The 18295-nt window shown below is 63.2% G+C and carries 20 protein-coding genes; all 20 read left to right on the top strand.

All coding sequences use genetic code 11. From position 1 onward, the window contains the following. Positions 1-232 precede the first annotated feature (232 nt). Genes WG29040_RS04270 through WG29040_RS04175 form a run of 20 tightly spaced genes read left to right on the top strand, consistent with a single transcriptional unit; the run spans position 233 to position 18289 of the window. Positions 233-952 (top strand): beta-ketoacyl synthase chain length factor, encoded by a 720-nt coding sequence (locus tag WG29040_RS04270; RefSeq protein WP_003438871.1) that lies wholly within the window; start codon positions 233-235, stop codon positions 950-952. Beyond that, positions 928-1734, top strand: a complete 807-nt coding sequence (locus WG29040_RS04265; protein WP_029612539.1) for a 1-acyl-sn-glycerol-3-phosphate acyltransferase — start codon at positions 928-930, stop codon at positions 1732-1734. The genes WG29040_RS04270 and WG29040_RS04265 overlap by 25 nt, the downstream gene beginning before the upstream one ends. Then, on the top strand, positions 1715-1975 hold the full coding sequence (locus WG29040_RS04260) for a phosphopantetheine-binding protein (RefSeq protein WP_003438866.1): 261 nt from the start codon (positions 1715-1717) through the stop codon (positions 1973-1975). The genes WG29040_RS04265 and WG29040_RS04260 overlap by 20 nt, the downstream gene beginning before the upstream one ends. A 9-nt stretch (positions 1976-1984) precedes the next feature. Then, entirely contained in the window at positions 1985-2239 is a 255-nt protein-coding gene (locus tag WG29040_RS04255) for an acyl carrier protein (protein ID WP_003438863.1), read from the top strand. Then, positions 2236-2781 (top strand): hypothetical protein, encoded by a 546-nt coding sequence (locus WG29040_RS04250; RefSeq protein WP_003438860.1) that lies wholly within the window; start codon positions 2236-2238, stop codon positions 2779-2781. Before WG29040_RS04255 ends, WG29040_RS04250 begins: the two co-directional genes overlap by 4 nt. Next, on the top strand, positions 2778-4487 hold the full coding sequence (locus WG29040_RS04245) for an AMP-binding protein (RefSeq protein ID WP_127195719.1): 1710 nt from the start codon (positions 2778-2780) through the stop codon (positions 4485-4487). The genes WG29040_RS04250 and WG29040_RS04245 overlap by 4 nt, the downstream gene beginning before the upstream one ends. Further along, positions 4480-5214, top strand: coding sequence for a glycosyltransferase family 2 protein (locus WG29040_RS04240; RefSeq protein WP_010656275.1), 735 nt, complete (start codon positions 4480-4482; stop codon positions 5212-5214). The genes WG29040_RS04245 and WG29040_RS04240 overlap by 8 nt, the downstream gene beginning before the upstream one ends. Further along, positions 5211-6149, top strand: coding sequence for a glycosyl transferase (locus tag WG29040_RS04235; protein WP_010656276.1), 939 nt, complete (start codon positions 5211-5213; stop codon positions 6147-6149). Before WG29040_RS04240 ends, WG29040_RS04235 begins: the two co-directional genes overlap by 4 nt. Further along, on the top strand, positions 6130-7674 hold the full coding sequence (hutH, locus tag WG29040_RS04230; protein ID WP_010656277.1) for a histidine ammonia-lyase: 1545 nt from the start codon (positions 6130-6132) through the stop codon (positions 7672-7674). The genes WG29040_RS04235 and hutH overlap by 20 nt, the downstream gene beginning before the upstream one ends. Then, positions 7667-8092, top strand: a complete 426-nt coding sequence (locus WG29040_RS04225; RefSeq protein ID WP_003438849.1) for a thioesterase family protein — start codon at positions 7667-7669, stop codon at positions 8090-8092. The genes hutH and WG29040_RS04225 overlap by 8 nt, the downstream gene beginning before the upstream one ends. Further along, entirely contained in the window at positions 8089-8736 is a 648-nt protein-coding gene (locus tag WG29040_RS04220) for an outer membrane lipoprotein carrier protein LolA (RefSeq protein WP_127195718.1), read from the top strand. The genes WG29040_RS04225 and WG29040_RS04220 overlap by 4 nt, the downstream gene beginning before the upstream one ends. Next, positions 8726-11041 (top strand): MMPL family transporter, encoded by a 2316-nt coding sequence (locus WG29040_RS04215; RefSeq protein WP_127195717.1) that lies wholly within the window; start codon positions 8726-8728, stop codon positions 11039-11041. Before WG29040_RS04220 ends, WG29040_RS04215 begins: the two co-directional genes overlap by 11 nt. Continuing rightward, complete coding sequence (locus WG29040_RS04210) at positions 11035-12195, top strand: sodium:proton antiporter (protein ID WP_127195716.1); 1161 nt, start codon at positions 11035-11037, stop codon at positions 12193-12195. The genes WG29040_RS04215 and WG29040_RS04210 overlap by 7 nt, the downstream gene beginning before the upstream one ends. 5 nt (positions 12196-12200) lie before the next feature. Continuing rightward, on the top strand, positions 12201-13433 hold the full coding sequence (locus WG29040_RS04205) for an NAD(P)/FAD-dependent oxidoreductase (RefSeq protein ID WP_372238776.1): 1233 nt from the start codon (positions 12201-12203) through the stop codon (positions 13431-13433). After that, entirely contained in the window at positions 13430-14155 is a 726-nt protein-coding gene (locus WG29040_RS04200) for a class I SAM-dependent methyltransferase (protein ID WP_003438837.1), read from the top strand. Before WG29040_RS04205 ends, WG29040_RS04200 begins: the two co-directional genes overlap by 4 nt. Beyond that, positions 14152-14694, top strand: coding sequence for a DUF3261 domain-containing protein (locus WG29040_RS04195; RefSeq protein WP_127195714.1), 543 nt, complete (start codon positions 14152-14154; stop codon positions 14692-14694). The genes WG29040_RS04200 and WG29040_RS04195 overlap by 4 nt, the downstream gene beginning before the upstream one ends. Continuing rightward, positions 14691-15878 (top strand): beta-ketoacyl-[acyl-carrier-protein] synthase family protein, encoded by a 1188-nt coding sequence (locus WG29040_RS04190; RefSeq protein WP_127195713.1) that lies wholly within the window; start codon positions 14691-14693, stop codon positions 15876-15878. Before WG29040_RS04195 ends, WG29040_RS04190 begins: the two co-directional genes overlap by 4 nt. Then, positions 15875-16342 (top strand): hotdog family protein, encoded by a 468-nt coding sequence (locus tag WG29040_RS04185; protein ID WP_003438831.1) that lies wholly within the window; start codon positions 15875-15877, stop codon positions 16340-16342. The genes WG29040_RS04190 and WG29040_RS04185 overlap by 4 nt, the downstream gene beginning before the upstream one ends. Continuing rightward, entirely contained in the window at positions 16335-17063 is a 729-nt protein-coding gene (gene fabG, locus WG29040_RS04180) for a 3-oxoacyl-ACP reductase FabG (protein WP_003438827.1), read from the top strand. Before WG29040_RS04185 ends, fabG begins: the two co-directional genes overlap by 8 nt. Beyond that, on the top strand, positions 17063-18289 hold the full coding sequence (locus tag WG29040_RS04175) for a beta-ketoacyl-ACP synthase (RefSeq protein ID WP_127195712.1): 1227 nt from the start codon (positions 17063-17065) through the stop codon (positions 18287-18289). The genes fabG and WG29040_RS04175 overlap by 1 nt, the downstream gene beginning before the upstream one ends. Positions 18290-18295 lie beyond the last annotated feature (6 nt).

The raw sequence follows: 18295 nt of genomic DNA, 5'->3' as shown, positions 1-18295 counted from the left end.
GACTCCAGCGAACATATCTCTGTTTTGGAAGTCATAAAGACTATTCCTGGCTCAATAATGGCAAAAAGACAGCTTCTCTCCCGAACTGCGGAAAAAACCCTGCCCAAACTGCAAGGGATGTTTGCTACGAGCCAACTGCACCGGGATAATGCTGCCACTCTGTAATAGGTGCCGCATTGATCGCTGCCTACCTTCGCATCAAGGAAGCCCGCAAGGGCGGGATAGACCTCCAGTGATTAATTTCAATATTGCCGCATGGCGCGCCTGGGCTCCGGGCCTCGACAGCGTGGCCGATTGGCAGGCCTGGAGCCAGCAACCCCGCCTGCTCGACGCCAGCAATAGCGCCCCCGACGTCTCGTTTCTACCCGCCATGCAGCGCCGTCGCCTCAGCCGTCTGGCACGCATGGCGTTCAGCGTCGGCTGGCCCCTGGCAGAAGGTCTCGAAGCCTTGCCACTGGTGTTTGTCTCGCGTCACGGCGAAACCCCGCGCACCTTCGACATTCTCAGCGACCTTGGCGCGGGGCAGCCGCTGTCGCCCACTCAGTTCAGCCTCTCGGTGCACAACGCCGTGATTGGCCTGTGGTCGATCATGCGTGGCGAGACCAGCGAAATGACAGCCGTCGCCGCTGCCGGCGACGGCCTGGAACACGGCCTGATCGAAGCCTGCGCACTGCTGCATGAGGGCGCCCCCGCCGTATTGCTGGTGATCACCGAAGAGCAGCCTCCCGAGGCCTATGCCCGCTGGATCGACGATGTACCCTTTCCCTATGCCGTGGGCCTGCTGCTGACGCCGGGCGAACAATGGCAGGTGTCACTCAGCGCCGCCCCTCCCGGCGCTCCCCGAACCCGCTGGCCCCACGCCCTGGAACTGTTGCGTCACCTGCTCGCCGGGCACACCTCGTTCCAACACGCCTGGAAAAGCCGTGTCTGGAACTGGCAACGCACTCCGTGAGCCCGCGCAGCGACGGATATTACTGGCGCCTGTTTGCCACCGCGGTGAGCTTCACGCTGTTCGGGCTCGGCGGCCTGAGCCTGCGCCTGGTGGTATTCCCGCTTCTGAGTTGCCTGCCCGGCGATGCCGTGCGCCACCGGCAACGTGCGCGTTACACCGTCAGCCGACTGTTCTGGCTGTTTATCCGCTTTATGACGCGCACCGGCGTGCTGAGCTATGAAGTCCATGGCGCAGAGCGCCTGGGCCGGCCCGGGCAGATGATCATTGCCAACCATCCGTCGCTTATTGACGTGGTGTTTTTGATCGGCCTTATGCGCGACACCAACTGCGTGGTCAAACAAAGCCTGTGGCAAAACCCGTTCACCCGCAGCCCGGTGCGGGCCACGCAATACATCAGCAATGACGGCAGTGTCGACATGCTCGACAACGCCGCCGGGGCGCTCAAAGAAGGCCAGACCCTGATTATTTTCCCGGAAGGGACGCGCACCCGGCCCGGCCACGCACCTGCCTTTCATCGCGGCGCCGCCGCCATTGCGCTGCGGGGTGCGAAGATCCTCACCCCGGTGGTGATAACGGTCAATCCAACCTCGCTGACCAAGGCTGAACCCTGGTATCGGATCCCCAAGCGACGCATGCACTTCAGCTTTCGGGTCGGGGCCGATATAGATCCACAAACCTTTGCCGCACTTGGCCCGCCGCCCAAAGCGTCGCGCCTGCTAAACGACTTCGTGCATAACTATTTCATTAAGGAGCTCGCCATAGATGAGCGATCTGAACCGTGACATCAAACAGCTGATCATTGACGCCCTGGGTCTGGAAGACATCAGCGTCAGCGATATTGGCGACGAGCAAACCCTGTTTGGCGAAGGCCTGGGGCTGGACTCGGTCGACGCCCTGGAACTGGGCCTGGCGATTCAAAAAACCTACGGCATCAAAATAGACGCCGACGCCAAAGACACGCGCAATCACTTTTCCAACGTGGCCAGCCTTGCGGCTTTTGTCACCGCCAAACAGGCTGCCTGAGACCGAACCATGCAAACCCGTGAAGACATTTTCAATACCCTGCGCGACTCCCTGGTCGAACTCTTTGAACTCGAGCCCGAGCGCGTCACCCTGGACGCCAACCTGTACCAGGACCTGGAAATCGACAGCATCGACGCCGTTGACCTGATCGACCATATCAAGCGCAAAACCGGCAAAAAGATCGCGGCCGATGAATTCAAATCGGTGCGTACCGTCAACGACGTGGTTGAAGCGGTTTACCGTCTGGTTCACCCGGACGCATGAGGCGACTGATTGCCCCGGCACTGCTGCTGGCCGGCCTGCTGTACCCCTTTGCGGTGTATTTCGGCATGGCCCGTTTCGCCCCGTGGCAGTTTGCGCTGCTGCTCGGCGGCCTGTGGCTGGCACGCGCCCTGACCGGCGGACGACGCCCGGCCGATCTGTGGATGGCCGGTCTGGCACTGGTGTTCTGCGGGTTGCTGGCGCTGTTCAACAGCCCGCTTCTGCTGCGCTGGTACCCGGTACTGATCAGCACGTTCATGCTCAGCCTGTTCGGCCTGAGCCTGAAGTTCGGCCCGCCGGTGATCGAGCGTCTTGCGCGACTGCGCGAACCGGAACTGCCCGCCATCGCAATTCATTACACACGACAGGTGACCAAAGTCTGGTGCCTGTTTTTTCTGTTCAACGGGTTAGTCGCAGCCGGCCTGACCCTGTGGGCACCGCTGAGCTGGTGGACGTTGTACAACGGCCTGATCGCCTACGGGTTGATGGGCCTGTTGTTTGCCATTGAATGGCTGGTACGACAAAAAGTAAGAGGCAGGGCATGAACTGGATAAAACTTGAGCAGCTATTGCTCAAGGGGCACAGCGGCCGAGCGGTCAGTTTCGACCCGGCACTGGATCACGACACCCTGCGCGGGCAGGCATTGAGCCTGGCAGGCGGGCTGCAACAGCGCGGCGTGCAACGTATTGCGCTGCACCTGGAAGATGCCGCCGAGCTGGCGGTCGCCCTGCTCGGTGCCTGGCGGGCCGGCGTCAGCGTATTGCTGCCCGCCGACCTGCAAGCGCAAACCCGGCAACGCTGGGACCCGCAGGTTGACCTGTGGATAACCCAAAGCAGCGAACTGCAGGCCCTTTATGCAAACCCCCTGCCCGGCGCCGGGCTCGATCTCGATGCCTGCCGGCTGAGCCTGTGTACTTCGGGCTCCAGCGGTGAACCCAAGCGCATCGACAAAACCCTGCGCCAGATGGCCAATGAAGTTGAGGCCCTGGAGCAACTGTGGGGCAACGAGCTGGGCGAGGCCTGCATCATCGCCAGCGTCGCTGCCCAGCATATCTATGGCCTGTTGTTCCGGGTGCTCTGGCCGCTGTGTGCGGGCCGCAGCTTTGTGCGCCAGCAACTGGCGTTCCCCGAAGACATGCAGCGCGTCAGCCGCGAGCACCCGGCATTTGCCTGGATTGCCAGCCCTGCGCTGCTCAAGCGCATGGGCGACAACCTCGACTGGCCGGCGCTGAGCCCGGTGCGCCGGGTATTTTCCTCTGGCGGTGCCTTGCCGGCCGAAGCCGCCCAAGCCTTGCACCAGCGCCTGGGCCAATGGCCTACGGAAATTTTCGGCAGCTCCGAAACCGGCGGCATTGCCTGGCGTCAGGGCCCGGGCCTGTGGCAACCCTTTGCCGATGTACAACTCAGCCAGGGCGAAGACGGGGCCCTGTGCATTGCCTCGGCTTACTTGCCCCCAGGCCATGTCGAACATAGCGCCGATGCGGCACGCATCGAAGCCGACGGGCGCTTTGAATTGCTCGCACGCCTGGACCGCATCGTCAAACTCGAAGAAAAACGTATCTCCCTGCCAATGCTGGAACAGGCACTGGAGGCACACGACTGGGTGCTTGAAGCTCGCTTGGGTGTAGTGCGGGAAAACCGGGCGTCACTCGGCGCCTTGCTGGTCCTGAGCGACAGCGGCCTGTTTGCCTTGCGTGAACATGGCCGGCGCACGCTGACCCAGACCCTGCGCCAGCACCTGAGCCAGCACTGCGAAGCCCTGGCCTTGCCGCGCCGCTGGCGCTTGCTGCGCCAGTTGCCGCTCACCAGCCAGGGCAAACTGGCCCAGGCGCAGGTCGATGCACTGTTATTGGCACCACGGCCCAAACAGCCTGAAGTCCTGAGTCAGAACCAGCTCGATGGTGTTTGGACCCTGAGACTGGCGGTGCCCCCGGACCTGGCATTCTTTAGCGGTCACTTCCCCACAACCCCGGTGCTGCCGGGCGTGGTGCAAATAGACTGGGCCATCAGTCTGGGCCAGCAACTGCTCGACCTGCCACCGCGGTTTGGCGGGATGGAAGTCCTCAAGTTCCAGCAACTGGTGCGCCCCGGCGACGAGATTGAGCTGACCCTGGGTTTCGACCCGCAGCGCAGCAAATTGCACTTTGCCTATCGCCATGGCGACGCCGCCTGCTCCAGCGGGCGCATTGTCTGGGCCGCCAATGACAACCTCGTTGGGAGCAGCGACATCAAGGAGCCTCCCCATGCATAACCCCTGCGCCGTGATCCCGGTTTACAACCACGAAACTGCCGTGCCTGACGTGGTCCAAGCGCTGCTCGCTGCCGGCTTGCCCTGCGTACTGGTGGACGATGCCAGCAGCCCCGCGTGCAGTGCCGTCCTGGAACAACTGGCGCAAGGCCCAGGCATCCATCTGATCCGCCTGGCGATCAACCAGGGCAAGGGCGGCGCAGTCATGGCCGGCCTGCGCGAAGCCGAGCGCCTGGGCTTTAGCCACGCCCTGCAGGTGGACGCCGATGGCCAGCACGACCTGCGTGATGTGGCGACCTTTATCCAGGTCTCGCAACTCAATCCCGAAGCGCTGATTTGCGGGTATCCGCAATATGACGCCAGCGTGCCCAAAGGCCGTTTGTACGCGCGTTACCTGACCCACGTCTGGGTGTGGATCAACAGCCTGTCGCTGCAAATTCCCGACTCGATGTGCGGTTTCCGGGTCTACCCGCTGACCCCGACCCTGGCCCTGATCAACTCGGCCAGACTGGGCAGGCGCATGGACTTCGACCCAGAAATCCTGGTGCGTCTGGCGTGGCGCAATCAACCGATGCGCTGGCTGCCGACCAAGGTCCATTACCCGCAAGACGGCCTGTCGCACTTTCGCCTGTTCCATGACAACGCATTGATCAGCGCCATGCACACCCGGCTGTTCTTCGGCATGCTCCTGCGTTTTCCGGTCATTCTCTGGAGGCGCTGGCAGGCATGAGCGAAGCACAACAGCATTGGGCTGAGCACAAGGAGCGCGGCAGTTTCTGGCTGATGAAACTCACCGCCTTCGGCATCAAATTGCTCGGCCGCCGCCTGCTGGCCCCGGTGCTGTACGGCATCGTGCTGTACTTCTTTGTCTTCGGCCGCAGCGCCCGCCGCAGCATCTGGTGCTACCAGCAGCGGCTGGCCGACTGGAGCGGCCAGACCGCCCCGGGCCCTTCCCACAGGCGGGTCTTCGGGCAATTCATGGCCTTCGCCGACGCCCTGCTGGACAAGCTCGACATGTGGAATGGCCGCCTGAAGATTGCCGACATCGAAATCGTCGACCCGGCCGGCCTGCGCGATCAACTGCGCGGCGAACGCGGGCAAATGCTGGTGGGGGCGCATCTGGGCAACCTTGAGGTCTGCCGCGCGCTCGCCGAGCTGGGCGAAAAGGTCACCATGAACGTGCTGGTGCATACCAAGCATGCCGAGCAATTCAACCGCCTGCTGGGGGAAGCCGGGGCCACCAACCTGCGACTGATCCAGGTCAGCGAACTCAACCCGGCGGTCATGCTGCAACTGAGTCAGCGTCTGGAAAACGGCGAGTGGCTGGCGATCGCCGGTGACCGCGTACCGCTGCATGGCGGGCGCAATGTGCGGGTCGATTTTCTCGGCCACCCGGCGCCCTTCCCCCAGGGCCCATGGCTACTGGCCGGACTGCTCAAGTGCCCGGTCAATTTACTGTTTTGCCTGAAACGCGAAGGCCGTTACCGGGTCATCCTCGAACCCTTCGCCGACGCCGTGCAGTGGCGGCGCAGCGACCGCGAGCAGGTCATCGCCGAATGGACGACACGCTACGCCGAACGCCTGGGCCATTACTGCCTGGAAGCGCCACAACAGTGGTTCAACTTTTACCCTTTCTGGAAAACCGATGACGACGCAACCCCATGAGCCAGTAACCTTCGGCCAAACCCCGTTGCGCATTGAAGACGTGCTGGCGCTGGCCAATCGTCAGGTGCCGACCCGCCTGCAAGACGACGCCGAGTATCGCGAGCGCATCGCCAAAGGCGCGCGTTTTCTCGATTCGTTGCTGGACAAGGAAGGCGTGATCTATGGCGTGACCACCGGTTACGGCGACTCATGCGTGGTGGCGGTGCCGCTGGAGCATGTCGAAGCGCTGCCCCGTCATCTCTATACCTTCCATGGCTGCGGGCTGGGCAAACTGCTCGATGCCCAGGCCACCCGCGCCGTGCTGGCGGCGCGTTTGCAGTCGCTGTGCCATGGCGTCTCCGGGGTACGGATCGAGCTGCTGGAGCGGCTGCAGGCCTTCATCGCCCACGACATCCTGCCGCTGATCCCGGAAGAGGGCTCGGTCGGCGCCAGCGGTGATCTGACCCCGCTGTCCTACGTCGCCGCGACCCTGTCCGGCGAGCGCGAAGTGCTGTTCAACGGTGAACGCCGCCTGGCCGCTGACGTCCACCGCGAACTGGGCTGGACCCCGCTGGTACTGCGACCCAAGGAAGCGCTGGCGCTGATGAACGGCACCGCGGTGATGACCGGCCTGGCGTGCCTGGCCTATGCCCGCGCCGATTACCTGCTCAAACTGGCGACCCGCATCACCGCTCTCAACGTGGTCGCGCTGCAGGGCAACCCCGAGCATTTCGACGAACGCCTGTTCGCTGCCAAGCCGCATCCGGGGCAAATGCAGGTCGCCGCATGGATTCGCCAGGACCTGGCCATCGACGCCCCGACCGCGCCCTTGCATCGCCTGCAAGACCGCTACTCGCTGCGTTGTGCGCCCCACGTCCTGGGGGTGCTGGCCGACAGCCTGAACTGGCTGCGCGGGTTTATCGAGATCGAACTCAACAGTGCCAACGACAACCCCATCATCGACGCCGAAGAAGAGCGCGTGCTCCACGGCGGTCACTTCTACGGCGGCCATATCGCCTTCGCCATGGACAGCCTCAAGACCCTGGTCGCCAACGTCGCCGACCTGCTGGACCGCCAGCTCGCGCTGCTGGTGGACGTGCGCTACAACCACGGCCTGCCGAGCAACCTGTCGGGTGCGACAGCGCAACGGGCGATGCTCAACCATGGTTTCAAGGCCGTACAGATCGGCACCAGCGCCTGGACCGCCGAGGCCTTGAAAAACACCATGCCCGCCAGCGTGTTCTCACGCTCCACCGAGTGCCACAACCAGGACAAAGTGAGCATGGGCACCATCGCCGCCCGCGATGCGATCCGCGTGCTGGAGCTGACCGAACAAGTGGCCGCCGCAACCTTGCTCGCCGCCAATCAGGGCGTGTGGCTGCGCAGTCGTGCCGAAGATGCCCGCCCGCTGCCGCCTGCGCTGGCCGCGATGCACACCGAACTGAGCAAAGACTTCCCGCCCGTGGTTGAAGACCGCGCCCTCGAAGCCGAACTGCGCCTGTGCCTGGCCCGGATCGCCCAACAACACTGGAGGCTGCATGCGTAGCAAAGGCGTTCTGCACGTTGACACTGAAATTCTGGTGCCGTTTTTCGACATCGATACCATGCACGTGGTGTGGCACGGGCATTACGTCAAATACCTGGAAGTGGCGCGCTGCGCGCTGCTGGACCACATCGGCCACAACTACACTCACATGCTCGCCGCGGGCTACGCCTGGCCGGTGATCGACATGCAGCTGCGTTATGTGCGCGGCGCCACCTTTGGCCAGCGGATCAATGTACGCGCCAGCCTGGTGGAGTGGGAGAACCGCTTGAAGATCAACTATCTGATCAGCGACCTGGCCAGCGGCGAACGCCTGACCCGCGCCAGCACCGTGCAAGTGGCGGTGGAAATTGCCAGCCGCGAAATGCAACTGGCGTCGCCCGCCTGCTTTACCGAAGCCGTCGCCAGGGTGCTGCCATGAGCCCGAAATCCTGTAGCAGCGAGCTGGCTCGCGAGATGTCTGGCCGCTTTAAAAAGCTCGCTGCTACAGGGTTTGTGCTGATGTTTTTATGTTCATCAGCCCAGGCCTTCGACCTGCAACAACTCAGCACACAGCTGGCCAGGCCACAGGTTATCCACGGCGATTTCATCCAGGAAAAACACCTGCGCGCCCTGCCCAAACCACTGATCAGCACCGGTACTTTTGTACTGGCCAAGGACCACGGCCTGCTCTGGCAACTCAAGACCCCGTTGCAACAGGACTACCGCATCACCGCCCAGGGCATAGCCCGGCGCAACGGTTCTGAATGGCAAATGCTCCCCGGCAAGAGCGCGGGAGCCGAGCAGAACCGGCTGTTCCTCGCCGTCCTGCAGGGCGACAGCAGCGGCCTGCAGCGCGACTTCGAGCTGCAACTGCAAGGCGAAGCCAGCCACTGGCAACTGACCCTGACCCCGCGTTCAGTGCTGCTCAAACAGATCTTCACCCGGATCAATATCGACGGCGGCGAACTGGTGCAACGCATCGAGCTGCAAGAAACCCAGGGCGACAGCACCTTGCTCAAGCTGCAAAACAGCGTCAGCAATCAACCCTTGAGCGATGCGGAGCAGCACGACTTTGCCCAGTGAACGCTGGTTGCCCCGTGGCTTTCTGATCCTGCTGGTGGCCGTGCTCGCACTGGCCGCCTGGCAATGGCGTCACGGTGCTCCGCTGTCGGCCAACCTGATGGAACTGGTGCCCGGTGAATCGCCGGACGCCCTGGAACTGAGCGCCGAACAGCGCATGCAAGAACCGCTGAACCGAGAGATGCTGGTACTGGTGGGCAGCGCAGATCGCCAGCAGGCAATCGCCACTGCCCGGCAACTGGGCGAAGCCTGGCAAGCCAGCGGCCTGTTCGAGAAGGTGCAGTGGAACCTGCAAGCCGACCTGCCGGCCCTGCGCCAACAACTGCTGCGCGGACGTCTGGCGATGCTGGCCGAAGCTGATCGTACGCAACTGATCCAGCATCCCGATGCGTTCATCCAGCAGCGGGTGCAGTCGCTGTTCGACCCCTTTACCGGGTTCAGCCTGGTGCCGAGCCAGGACGACTGGCTGGGCCTGACCGGACGCATTCAGAACAGTCAGCCGGCCCGTGGCAGCGTGCAGCTGGATATTGGTAGCGGAGCCCTGATCGCCGATGCCGACGGTAAAAGCTGGGTGCTGCTGCGGGCGCGCACCCTGGGCAATGCCTTTGACATGCAGCTGCCGCTGCAAGTGGCCGGGCTGCTCGAACAAAGCCGCCAGCAAGCGGCCAGCCACGATGTGCAATTGCTAGCCGCCAGCGGCCTGCTGTATGCGGCCAGCGGGCAACAGCAAGCGAGCCGCGAAATCACCTGGGTCGGCGGCGGTGCCACCCTGGGCATTCTTCTGCTGTTGCTGTTGGCCTTTCGCCGCTGGCGAGTATTGCTGGCCTTTGTCCCGGTGTTGGTGGGCATGCTGTTTGGCGCCGTGGCCTGCGTCGCCTGGTTTGGCAGCATGCACGTGATGACGCTGGTGCTGGGCTCCAGCCTGATCGGGGTGGCAGTGGATTACCCGCTGCACTACCTGTCCAAAAGCTGGAGCCTGAAACCCTGGCGCAGCTGGCCCGCCTTGCGCCTGACCTTGCCCGGGTTGAGCCTGAGCCTGGCCACCAGCTGCATCGGTTATCTGGCCCTGGCCTTTACCCCGTTCCCGGCCCTCACCCAAATCGCCATTTTCTCCGCCGCCGGCCTGGTCGGGGCTTACCTGAGCGCCGTGTGCTTGCTGCCCGCCTTGCTCAAGGGTGTCGAGCTGCGCCCGGCGCAATGGCCGCTGAGCATTGCGCAAACCCTGCTGGATATCCGTGAAGCCTTGCTCAGAAAGATTCCCACCCCGGCATTGCTGGCCCTGTTGCTGGCGTTTTGCGCCGCCGGGTTGTGGCAACTGACCAGCAAGAACGACATCCGCCAATGGGTCGGCGCACCGCCGCAGTTAATGGCCGAAGCCCAGGCCATTGCGCGAATCACCGGCTACCAGCCCACCAGTCAGTTTTTTCTGGTGCGCGCCGACAATCAACAGCAGTTGCTGGAGCGCCAGGCCGCCCTCAGTGAGCGCCTCGATCAGTTGGTCAACATGGGCAAACTGCAGGGCTATCTGGCGCTCAACCAACTGGTCAACCAGCCTGGCGCGCAACAGCAACTGCGGGCCGCCCTGGATCAACTGCCACACCACTGGCAGCCGCTGCTGGAACTCGGCGTCAGCGAGGCCGCCCTGCAAAATGAGCTGGCCCAACTCCAGGCCTTGCCCGAGCAGCAGATTGACGATGCCTTGAGCGGGCCGCTGGCCGAACCGTGGCGCCCGCTGTGGCTGGGTAACACCCCCGAGGGCGTGGCCGCGATGGTCAGCCTGCAAGGGCTGAACAATGCCAGTCTGCTGCAGGTGCAGGCGCAGGACCTGCCCGGTGTGCAACTGGTGGACCGGCTGGGGGATTTGAACCGGGTGTTCGCCGCCACTCAAATCAGCGCCGCCGAATTGAAGCTGCTGTCCTGCGTCCTGATCGTGCTGCTGTTGATCGCGCCATTCGGTTTTCGCGGCGCGCTGCGCATCGTCGCCCTGCCGTTGCTGGCCGCGCTGTGCAGCCTGGCCAGCCTTGGCTGGCTGGGTCAGCCGCTGACCCTGTTCAGCCTGTTCGGCTTATTGCTGGTGACGGCCATCAGCGTCGATTACGCCATTCTGATGCGCGAACAGATTGGTGGCGCTGCAGTCAGTCTGCTTGGCACCTTGCTGGCGGCACTGACTACCTGGCTGTCATTCGGCCTGCTGGCCGTCTCCAGCACCCCGGCGGTGAGCAACTTCGGGCTGTCGGTGAGCCTGGGGCTGGCGTTCAGCTTCATCCTCGCGCCATGGGCCGGGAAGCAGGAGCACAAGCCATGCTGACCCTGCTGTTCTGGCTGATGGCCCTGGCCCTGTTTGCCGGGGCCACCCGGCTGGGCCGCCACTTCGGGGTGATCCCGATTGTCAGCCAGTTATTGTTGGCGTCCATCGGTTTGCCGCTGCTGATGCTGCTGTGGGTCGAACCCCACTGGCAGCTAAGCGGCGCGCAGCTGGTCACGCCAGGGTGGCTGAAAACCCTGTACAGCCTGAGTTTCGCCCTGTTGCTGGGGCATATCCTGAGTGATGTGATTGACCTGCGCATCGACCGCCAGAGCCTGAAAATCGCCCTGCCCAGTTTTGCCATTCCCTTTGTCTGCGGGCTGGCCTGCGCGGTGTGGCTGCTGCCCGCACAACCCTGGCTGAGCTCGCTGGCGGTGGGCCTGGTGTTTGCGATCACCGCCATCCCGGTGCTGTATCTGTATCTGCGCCATATCGACTACCCGCCCGCCGCTGCCCGCCGCCTGGTACAAAGCGCGATCCTGATCGACCTGACCTGCTGGAGCCTGTTCGGCCTGGCCCAGGGCAGCCTCAACCTCAGCAGCCTGCTCCTGCCGCTGGCGGGCGCCCTGCTGCCGTTGTTGCTGCGCGGACTGCGGATTCGCCAACCCCTGTGTTACAGCCTGGGTTTTCTCGCCCTGCTGGTGGTAGCCGAGCATTACCGGCTCAATGCGCTGGTTTTCGGCGTCGGTTACCTGTTGTGCATGGCGTGGCTCAAAGTCCCGCTGGTGATGCCGTTGAAAGCCGCCTGGCTGGAAAGCCTGCAAACCCGCCTGGCGGTGCCGTTGATCCTCACCTTCGGCATTGTGCAGATCAACCTGCACAGCGCCCTGAACAGCATCAGCGCCTTGCAGATAGCGGCACTGTTGCTGCTGCCGATGGCCAGCAAGCTGCTGGGCAACTGGCTGGGTTTGAGCTGGGCCACGCCTTCGTTTACCGGCGCCAGCAAGTGGCGTGAAAGCCTGCTGCTGAATATTCGCGGCTTGAGTGAAATCGTCTTTCTCAACCTGCTGCTGCAACAACAGCTCATCAGCCCCGCACTGTACTTCGCGCTGATGCTGATGGGCCTGATCGCCACGCTGTTACCGGCGCTGGCGGGCATCAACAAAACCCCTGTGAAGTCTGCCGTCCCCCCCGGCAAGGAGCCCGTGTGTCAGTAATAGATATGGAACGTCGTCAGGTCGTGGTGATTGGTGCCGGTCCGTCCGGTGCAATCGCGGCGGCCTTGCTCAAACGCAAAGGGCACGATGTATTGATCGTCGAGCGCCAGCACTTCCCGCGCTTTTCCATTGGTGAAAGCCTGCTGTCGCACTGCCTGGATTTCATCGAGGAAGCCGGCATGCTCGAGGCGGTGCAAGCCGCCGGTTTTCAACTGAAGAACGGCGCCGCCTTCGCCTGGGGCGAGCAGTACAGCGCCTTCGATTTTGGCGACACCTTCAGCAACGGCAAGCCGACCACGTTCCAGGTCCAGCGGGCCGATTTCGACAAGCTGCTGGCTGACCAGGCTGCACTGCAAGGCGTCGAAATCCGCTATGGCGAAACCGTGACCGCAGTGGATATCGAGCGCAGCAAGCCGCTGCTGGATGTGGTGCGCGAAGACGCCAGCAGCTACCAGATCGAGGCCGACTTTATCCTCGACGCCAGCGGTTACGGACGAGTTCTGCCGCGCCTGCTCGATCTCGAAGCGCCCTCCGGTTTCCCGGTGCGCCAGGCGGTGTTCACCCATGTCGAGGACCGGATTGACTGCACGGGTTTCGAGCGCGAAAAAATCCTCATCACCACCCACCCGACCCAGCGCGATATCTGGTTCTGGACCATCCCCTTCAGCAATGGCCGAAGTTCGGTGGGCGTGGTGGCGGCGGCGGAACACTTTGTGGGACGCAGCCAGAACCCCGACCAGTGCCTGCGCAGTTTTATCGAGCAAACCCCAAGCCTGGGCCGGGTACTGGCCAATGCCGTGTGGGACACCCCGGCACGCACCCTCGGCGGTTACTCGGCCAACGTCAAAACCCTGCACGGGCCGGGTTTTGCCTTGCTGGGCAATGCCGCCGAGTTCCTCGACCCGGTGTTCTCTTCGGGCGTGACCATTGCCATGCGCTCGGCCAGCATGGCCGCCGCAGTGCTGCACCGCCAGCTACAAGGCGAAGCCGTAGACTGGCAAACCGAGTTTGCCGAACCGCTCAAACGTGGAGTCGACACCTTCCGCTGCTACGTCGAAGGCTGGTACGCCGGCACTTTCCAGGACGTGATCTTCCACCCCGACAGCTCGCCACAAATACGGCGCATGATCAGCGCGATTCTGGCCGGCTATGCCTGGGATGAAAGCAACCCCTTTGTCAGCGAACCCCGGCGCCGCCTGCGCATGCTGTCGGACATCTGCGCCACGGAGACCCCATGAAACCTCTGAGCGATACCTACGTCGAAGAAACCCGTTTCGGGTTCTGGTTTTTACGCAGTCACACCTGGCAGCATCACGTACTGCGCGTGGCCATCAACGACCTGCGCAGTCTGTTCAGCGCTGAGCTGCCAACGGCGCCGGTCATCCTCGATGCCGGTTGCGGGCAGGGCAAGTCGTTCCAGTACCTGCAACAAACCTTCGCCCCCAGGCGGCTGATCGGCCTCGACGCCGACCCGCTGAGCCTGACCCTGAGCCGCGAAGAAGCGCGGCGTCAGGGCATCGACATTGAACTGATCGGCAGCGACTGCGCCGAACTTGAAATCGCGGACGCCAGCGTCGACATCCTGTTTTGCCATCAGACTTTCCATCACCTGGTGCAACAGGACCGCGCACTGGCCGAGTTTTATCGGGTGCTCAAGCCCGGCGGCTATTTGCTGTTTGCCGAATCTACCGAGGCTTACATCGATACCTGGGTGATTCGCTGGCTGTTCCGCCACCCGATGCACGTGCAGAAAAGTGCCGCGCAGTATCTGGAGATGATCCGCGATCAGGGCTTCGAGTTTACAGCGCAGAACGTGTCGTACCCGTATCTGTGGTGGAGCCGCTCCAAAGACTTCGGGCTGCTGGAACGCCTGGGCCTGCGTCGCGCGAAACCGGTGGGCGAGCGCGAGGAAACCCTGGTCAACCTGGTGGCCCGTAAACCTGCGGGCCCTGCGCAGTGAGCCTGGCGATGCACAAAACCTGCAGGAGCGAGCCTGCTCGCGAGATTTTTAAAAAGATCAAACAGCTCGCTCCTGCAGGTTTGCTGGCGTGCCTGCTATTGGGCGGCTGCGCGAGCCTGCCACTGCCCGAACAGACCCCGACCCTGGCGCTGCCGATGCAATTGCATATTCAGCGCGAACAGGCCGACCAGCGCCAGGACTGGCTGCTGGTGATTCAACAGCAAGGCGCAGGCTTGCGCTGGTCGTTGATGGACCCGCTGGGGATTCCCCTGGCGCGTCAGGTGTTGCAGGACGGAAGCTGGCATGCCGACGGTTTGCTGCCTCCCAACCCCGAGGCCCGGGAGCTGTTTGCCGCCCTGCTGTTTGCACTTACGCCCCAGGCCGAACTGGCGGCCAATTATCCACAGGCAGAATCGGCGGCCGACGCGCGGTTTCTGAAACCACGCTGGCAAGTCCATTATCGACAGCCACAGGTATTGCGCATTGATATCAAGGGCGATGTGCATTACGCCATCAGCCCGCTGGAGGCGGCACCATGACCGCGTATCTGAATGCCTTGGGCATCATCTGCTCCCTGGGCCGCAGCCCCGATGAAGTGGCGCGCCGGCTGTTTGCCGGTGACTGCTCGGGCATACAGCGCGCCAGCGGCCTGGTACCCGGACGCAAGGTGTCGGTGGCCGGTGTGCAGGGCGAACTGGCGGCGATCCCGGCGCAATTGAGTGCGCACGCCAGCCGCAATAACCAGTTGCTGCTCGAAGCGGCATTGCAGATTCGCGAGCCCATTGAACAGGCAATCCGCACCTGGGGCCGTGACCGCATCGCCATTGTGCTGGGCACCAGCACCTCGGGGATCGATGAAGCCAGCCAGGGTATTGCCCACTACTTGCAGCATCGGCAGTTCCCCGAAGATTACGACTATCAGCAACAAGAGCTGGGGGCGCCGGCCAGTTTCCTGGCTGACTGGCTGAATGTCAGCGGCCCGGCCTATGTCATTTCTACCGCCTGCACCTCCAGCGCCCGGGCCCTGATGAGCGCCCAGCGCCTGCTGGACATGAACCTGTGTGACGCGGTGCTGTGCGGCGGTGTGGACAGTTTGTGCAAGCTGACCCTCAATGGTTTTTCGGCCCTTGAAGCGGTGTCCGATGAACGCTGCAACCCGTTCTCGGCAAACCGCTGCGGAATCAATATTGGCGAAGCCGGCGTACTGTTCTTGATGAGCCGTCAGCCCGCCGCAGAGCATTCGATAGCCCTGCTCGGCGCCGGTGCCAGTTCGGACGCGCACCATATCTCGGCCCCCGAGCCCACTGGCCGGGGTGCGGTGCAGGCCATGCACAAGGCTTTGCACCGGGCCAGTCTGCAAGCCGGCCAGATCGGTTACCTGAACCTGCATGGCACTGCCACCCGGCACAATGACGCCATGGAAAGCCACGCCGTGGCCCAGGTGTTCCCCCAGGCGGTGCCATGCTCGTCGACCAAGCCCATGACCGGCCATACGCTGGGTGCAGCAGGCGCACTGGAAGCTGCGTTTTGCTGGTTGAGCCTGACCCGCGGCAACCTGCTGCCACCCCATGTCTGGGACGGCCAGGGCGATCCGCAACTTCCGGTACTGAATTGGGTGACGCCCGGCCAGACCCTGGCATCTACACAACAGCGCTGCCTGATGAGCAACTCGTTTGCTTTCGGTGGCAATAACGTCAGCCTGATTATCGGAGACGCCCCATGATTGCTTGGCCGCTCGCCGAATTGCTGCCCCACGCCGGCGACATGATCCTGATCGATCAGGTGCTGGAGTTTGACCAGGAACAGATTCATACCCGTCTCACCGTGCGCCCCGGCGGCTTGTTCAACCGTGAAGACGGCAGCCTCCCGGCATGGGTGGGCATCGAGTTGATGGCGCAAAGCGTGGCGGCCTATGCCGGTTGCCGCGCCCGCAGTGAAGGCAACCCCGTCGAGCTGGGCTTTTTGCTCGGCACGCGCAAATTTGAATGCAATGTCGAACACTTTCCGGCGGGCGCCGAGTTGCAGATTCACGCCCTGCGCTCACTGGAAGACGACAACGGCATGGGGGTTTTCGAGTGTCATCTCACCGCCCCCGGCATTCATGCCAGCGCCCGCCTGAACGTGTTCCGTCCACCCCAGGCACAAAACTATCTTGCTCAAGCCTCCCGGGAGACCCGCCATGACTGAGTCCATTCTGGTTACCGGTTCCAGCCGTGGCATCGGCCGCGCCATCGCCCTGCGCCTGGCCCGGGCCGGTTTCGATCTGGTGCTGCACTGCCGCAGTGGCCGCAGCGAAGCCGACGCCGTGATGGCCGAGGTCCAGGCCCTGGGGCGCACTGCCCGGGTACTGCAATTTGACGTCTCGGATCGCGCCCGCTGCCGGGAAATTCTTGAAGCCGACGTAGAAGCCTTTGGCGCCTATTACGGCGTGGTGCTCAATGCCGGCCTGACCCGCGATGGCGCCTTCCCGGCGTTGAGTGAAGACGACTGGGACGAGGTGATGCGCACCAACCTGGACGGTTTTTACAACGTGCTGCACCCGGTGATGATGCCGATGATTCGCCGCCGCAAGGCCGGGCGCATTGTGTGCATTACCTCGGTGTCGGGCCTGATCGGCAATCGCGGGCAGGTCAACTACAGCGCCTCCAAGGCCGGTCTGATCGGTGCCGCCAAAGCGCTGGCCATCGAACTGGGCAAACGCAAGATCACCGTTAACTGCGTCGCTCCGGGCCTGATCGACACCGCCATGCTCGACGAAAACGTCCCCGTGGAAGAACTGATGAAAATGATCCCCGCACAACGCATGGGCACCCCGGAAGAAGTGGCGGGCGCGGTCAACTTTTTGATGTCCGGCGAAGCCGGCTACATCACCCGCCAGGTCCTGGCGGTCAATGGAGGCCTGTGCTGATGAAGCGCGTTGTCGTCACCGGCATGGCCGGCATCACCTCGCTGGGCAGTGACTGGGCCAGTATCGAAGCCAATTTTTTAGCCGGTCGCAGCGGCATCCGGCGTATGGACGAGTGGGACCGGTTCACCGAGCTCAACACCCGTCTGGCCGGCCCCATCGATGACTTTGTGGTGCCAAAGCACTGGACCCGCAAACAACTGCGCAGCATGGGCCGGGTCTCGCGCCTGGCGGTTGGCGCCGCCGAACTGGCCTTGCAGGACGCCGGCTTGCTGGGCAACCCGATCATTCGTGACGGACGCATGGGCGTGGCCTGCGGCTCGTCCACCGGCAGCACCGACGAGATCAAGGCCTTTGGCAACATGCTGCTCAACTCGGTGGCCGACGGTCTGAACGCCAACAGCTACGTGCGCATGATGCCCCACACCACCGCGGCCAATATCAGCATCTTTTTTGGTCTGACCGGGCGCCTGATCCCCACCTCCAGCGCCTGCACCAGTGGCAGCCAGGGCATAGGCTATGCCTACGAATCGATCAAGTTCGGACGCTTGCCCCTGATGCTCGCCGGCGGTGCCGAAGAACTCTGCCCCACCGAAGCCATGGTGTTTGACGCGCTGTACGCCACCAGCCTGAAAAACGACGCACCGCACACCAGCCCGCGCCCCTACGACCAGGACCGGGACGGCCTGGTGATCGGCGAAGGCGGCGGCATGCTGGTGCTCGAAGAGCTGGAACACGCCCTGGCCCGTGGCGCCCATATCCATGCCGAGATCGTCGGTTTCGGCAGCAATGCCGACGGCCAGCACACCACCCGCCCGGAAGTCAGCACCATGCGCCGGGCCATGGAGCTGGCGCTGGAAGACGCAGGCATCGCCGCGCAGACCATCGGCTATGTCAACGGACACGGCACCGCCACCGAACAGGGCGACATTGCCGAAACCCTGGCCACCAGTGAATTGTTCGGCAAGCACATGCCCATCAGCTCGCAGAAGAGTTTTCTGGGCCACACCCTGGGTGCCTGCGGGGCACTGGAATCGTGGTTCTGTATCGAAATGATGAACCGCGACCGCTATGTACCGACGCTCAACCTGGACCAGGTCGACCCGCGCTGCGGCGAGCTGGATTATCTGCGGGGCGGGTTTCGCGAGATGCACAACGATTACGTGATGAACAACAACTTTGCCTTTGGCGGGGTCAACACATCGTTGATCTTGCGCCGCTGGTCGTAACGCTTC

Origin of the sequence: Pseudomonas sp. PAMC 29040 (assembly GCF_003994535.1) — a bacterium.
Taxonomy (GTDB): domain Bacteria; phylum Pseudomonadota; class Gammaproteobacteria; order Pseudomonadales; family Pseudomonadaceae; genus Aquipseudomonas; species Aquipseudomonas paraversuta.
The sequence above is the reverse complement of the archived record's forward strand: the minus strand, read 5'-3'. Positions and strand labels throughout refer to the sequence as shown.

Coding starts and splice junctions, on each gene's coding strand:
- WG29040_RS04260 (WP_003438866.1), top strand. CDS start 1,715: ATGAGCGATCTGAACCGTGACATCAAACAGCTGATCATTGACGCCCTG.
- WG29040_RS04255 (WP_003438863.1), top strand. CDS start 1,985: ATGCAAACCCGTGAAGACATTTTCAATACCCTGCGCGACTCCCTGGTC.
- WG29040_RS04250 (WP_003438860.1), top strand. CDS start 2,236: ATGAGGCGACTGATTGCCCCGGCACTGCTGCTGGCCGGCCTGCTGTAC.
- WG29040_RS04245 (WP_127195719.1), top strand. CDS start 2,778: ATGAACTGGATAAAACTTGAGCAGCTATTGCTCAAGGGGCACAGCGGC.
- WG29040_RS04240 (WP_010656275.1), top strand. CDS start 4,480: ATGCATAACCCCTGCGCCGTGATCCCGGTTTACAACCACGAAACTGCC.
- WG29040_RS04235 (WP_010656276.1), top strand. CDS start 5,211: ATGAGCGAAGCACAACAGCATTGGGCTGAGCACAAGGAGCGCGGCAGT.
- hutH (WP_010656277.1), top strand. CDS start 6,130: ATGACGACGCAACCCCATGAGCCAGTAACCTTCGGCCAAACCCCGTTG.
- WG29040_RS04225 (WP_003438849.1), top strand. CDS start 7,667: ATGCGTAGCAAAGGCGTTCTGCACGTTGACACTGAAATTCTGGTGCCG.
- WG29040_RS04220 (WP_127195718.1), top strand. CDS start 8,089: ATGAGCCCGAAATCCTGTAGCAGCGAGCTGGCTCGCGAGATGTCTGGC.
- WG29040_RS04210 (WP_127195716.1), top strand. CDS start 11,035: ATGCTGACCCTGCTGTTCTGGCTGATGGCCCTGGCCCTGTTTGCCGGG.
- WG29040_RS04205 (WP_372238776.1), top strand. CDS start 12,201: ATGGAACGTCGTCAGGTCGTGGTGATTGGTGCCGGTCCGTCCGGTGCA.
- WG29040_RS04200 (WP_003438837.1), top strand. CDS start 13,430: ATGAAACCTCTGAGCGATACCTACGTCGAAGAAACCCGTTTCGGGTTC.
- WG29040_RS04190 (WP_127195713.1), top strand. CDS start 14,691: ATGACCGCGTATCTGAATGCCTTGGGCATCATCTGCTCCCTGGGCCGC.
- WG29040_RS04185 (WP_003438831.1), top strand. CDS start 15,875: ATGATTGCTTGGCCGCTCGCCGAATTGCTGCCCCACGCCGGCGACATG.
- fabG (WP_003438827.1), top strand. CDS start 16,335: ATGACTGAGTCCATTCTGGTTACCGGTTCCAGCCGTGGCATCGGCCGC.
- WG29040_RS04175 (WP_127195712.1), top strand. CDS start 17,063: ATGAAGCGCGTTGTCGTCACCGGCATGGCCGGCATCACCTCGCTGGGC.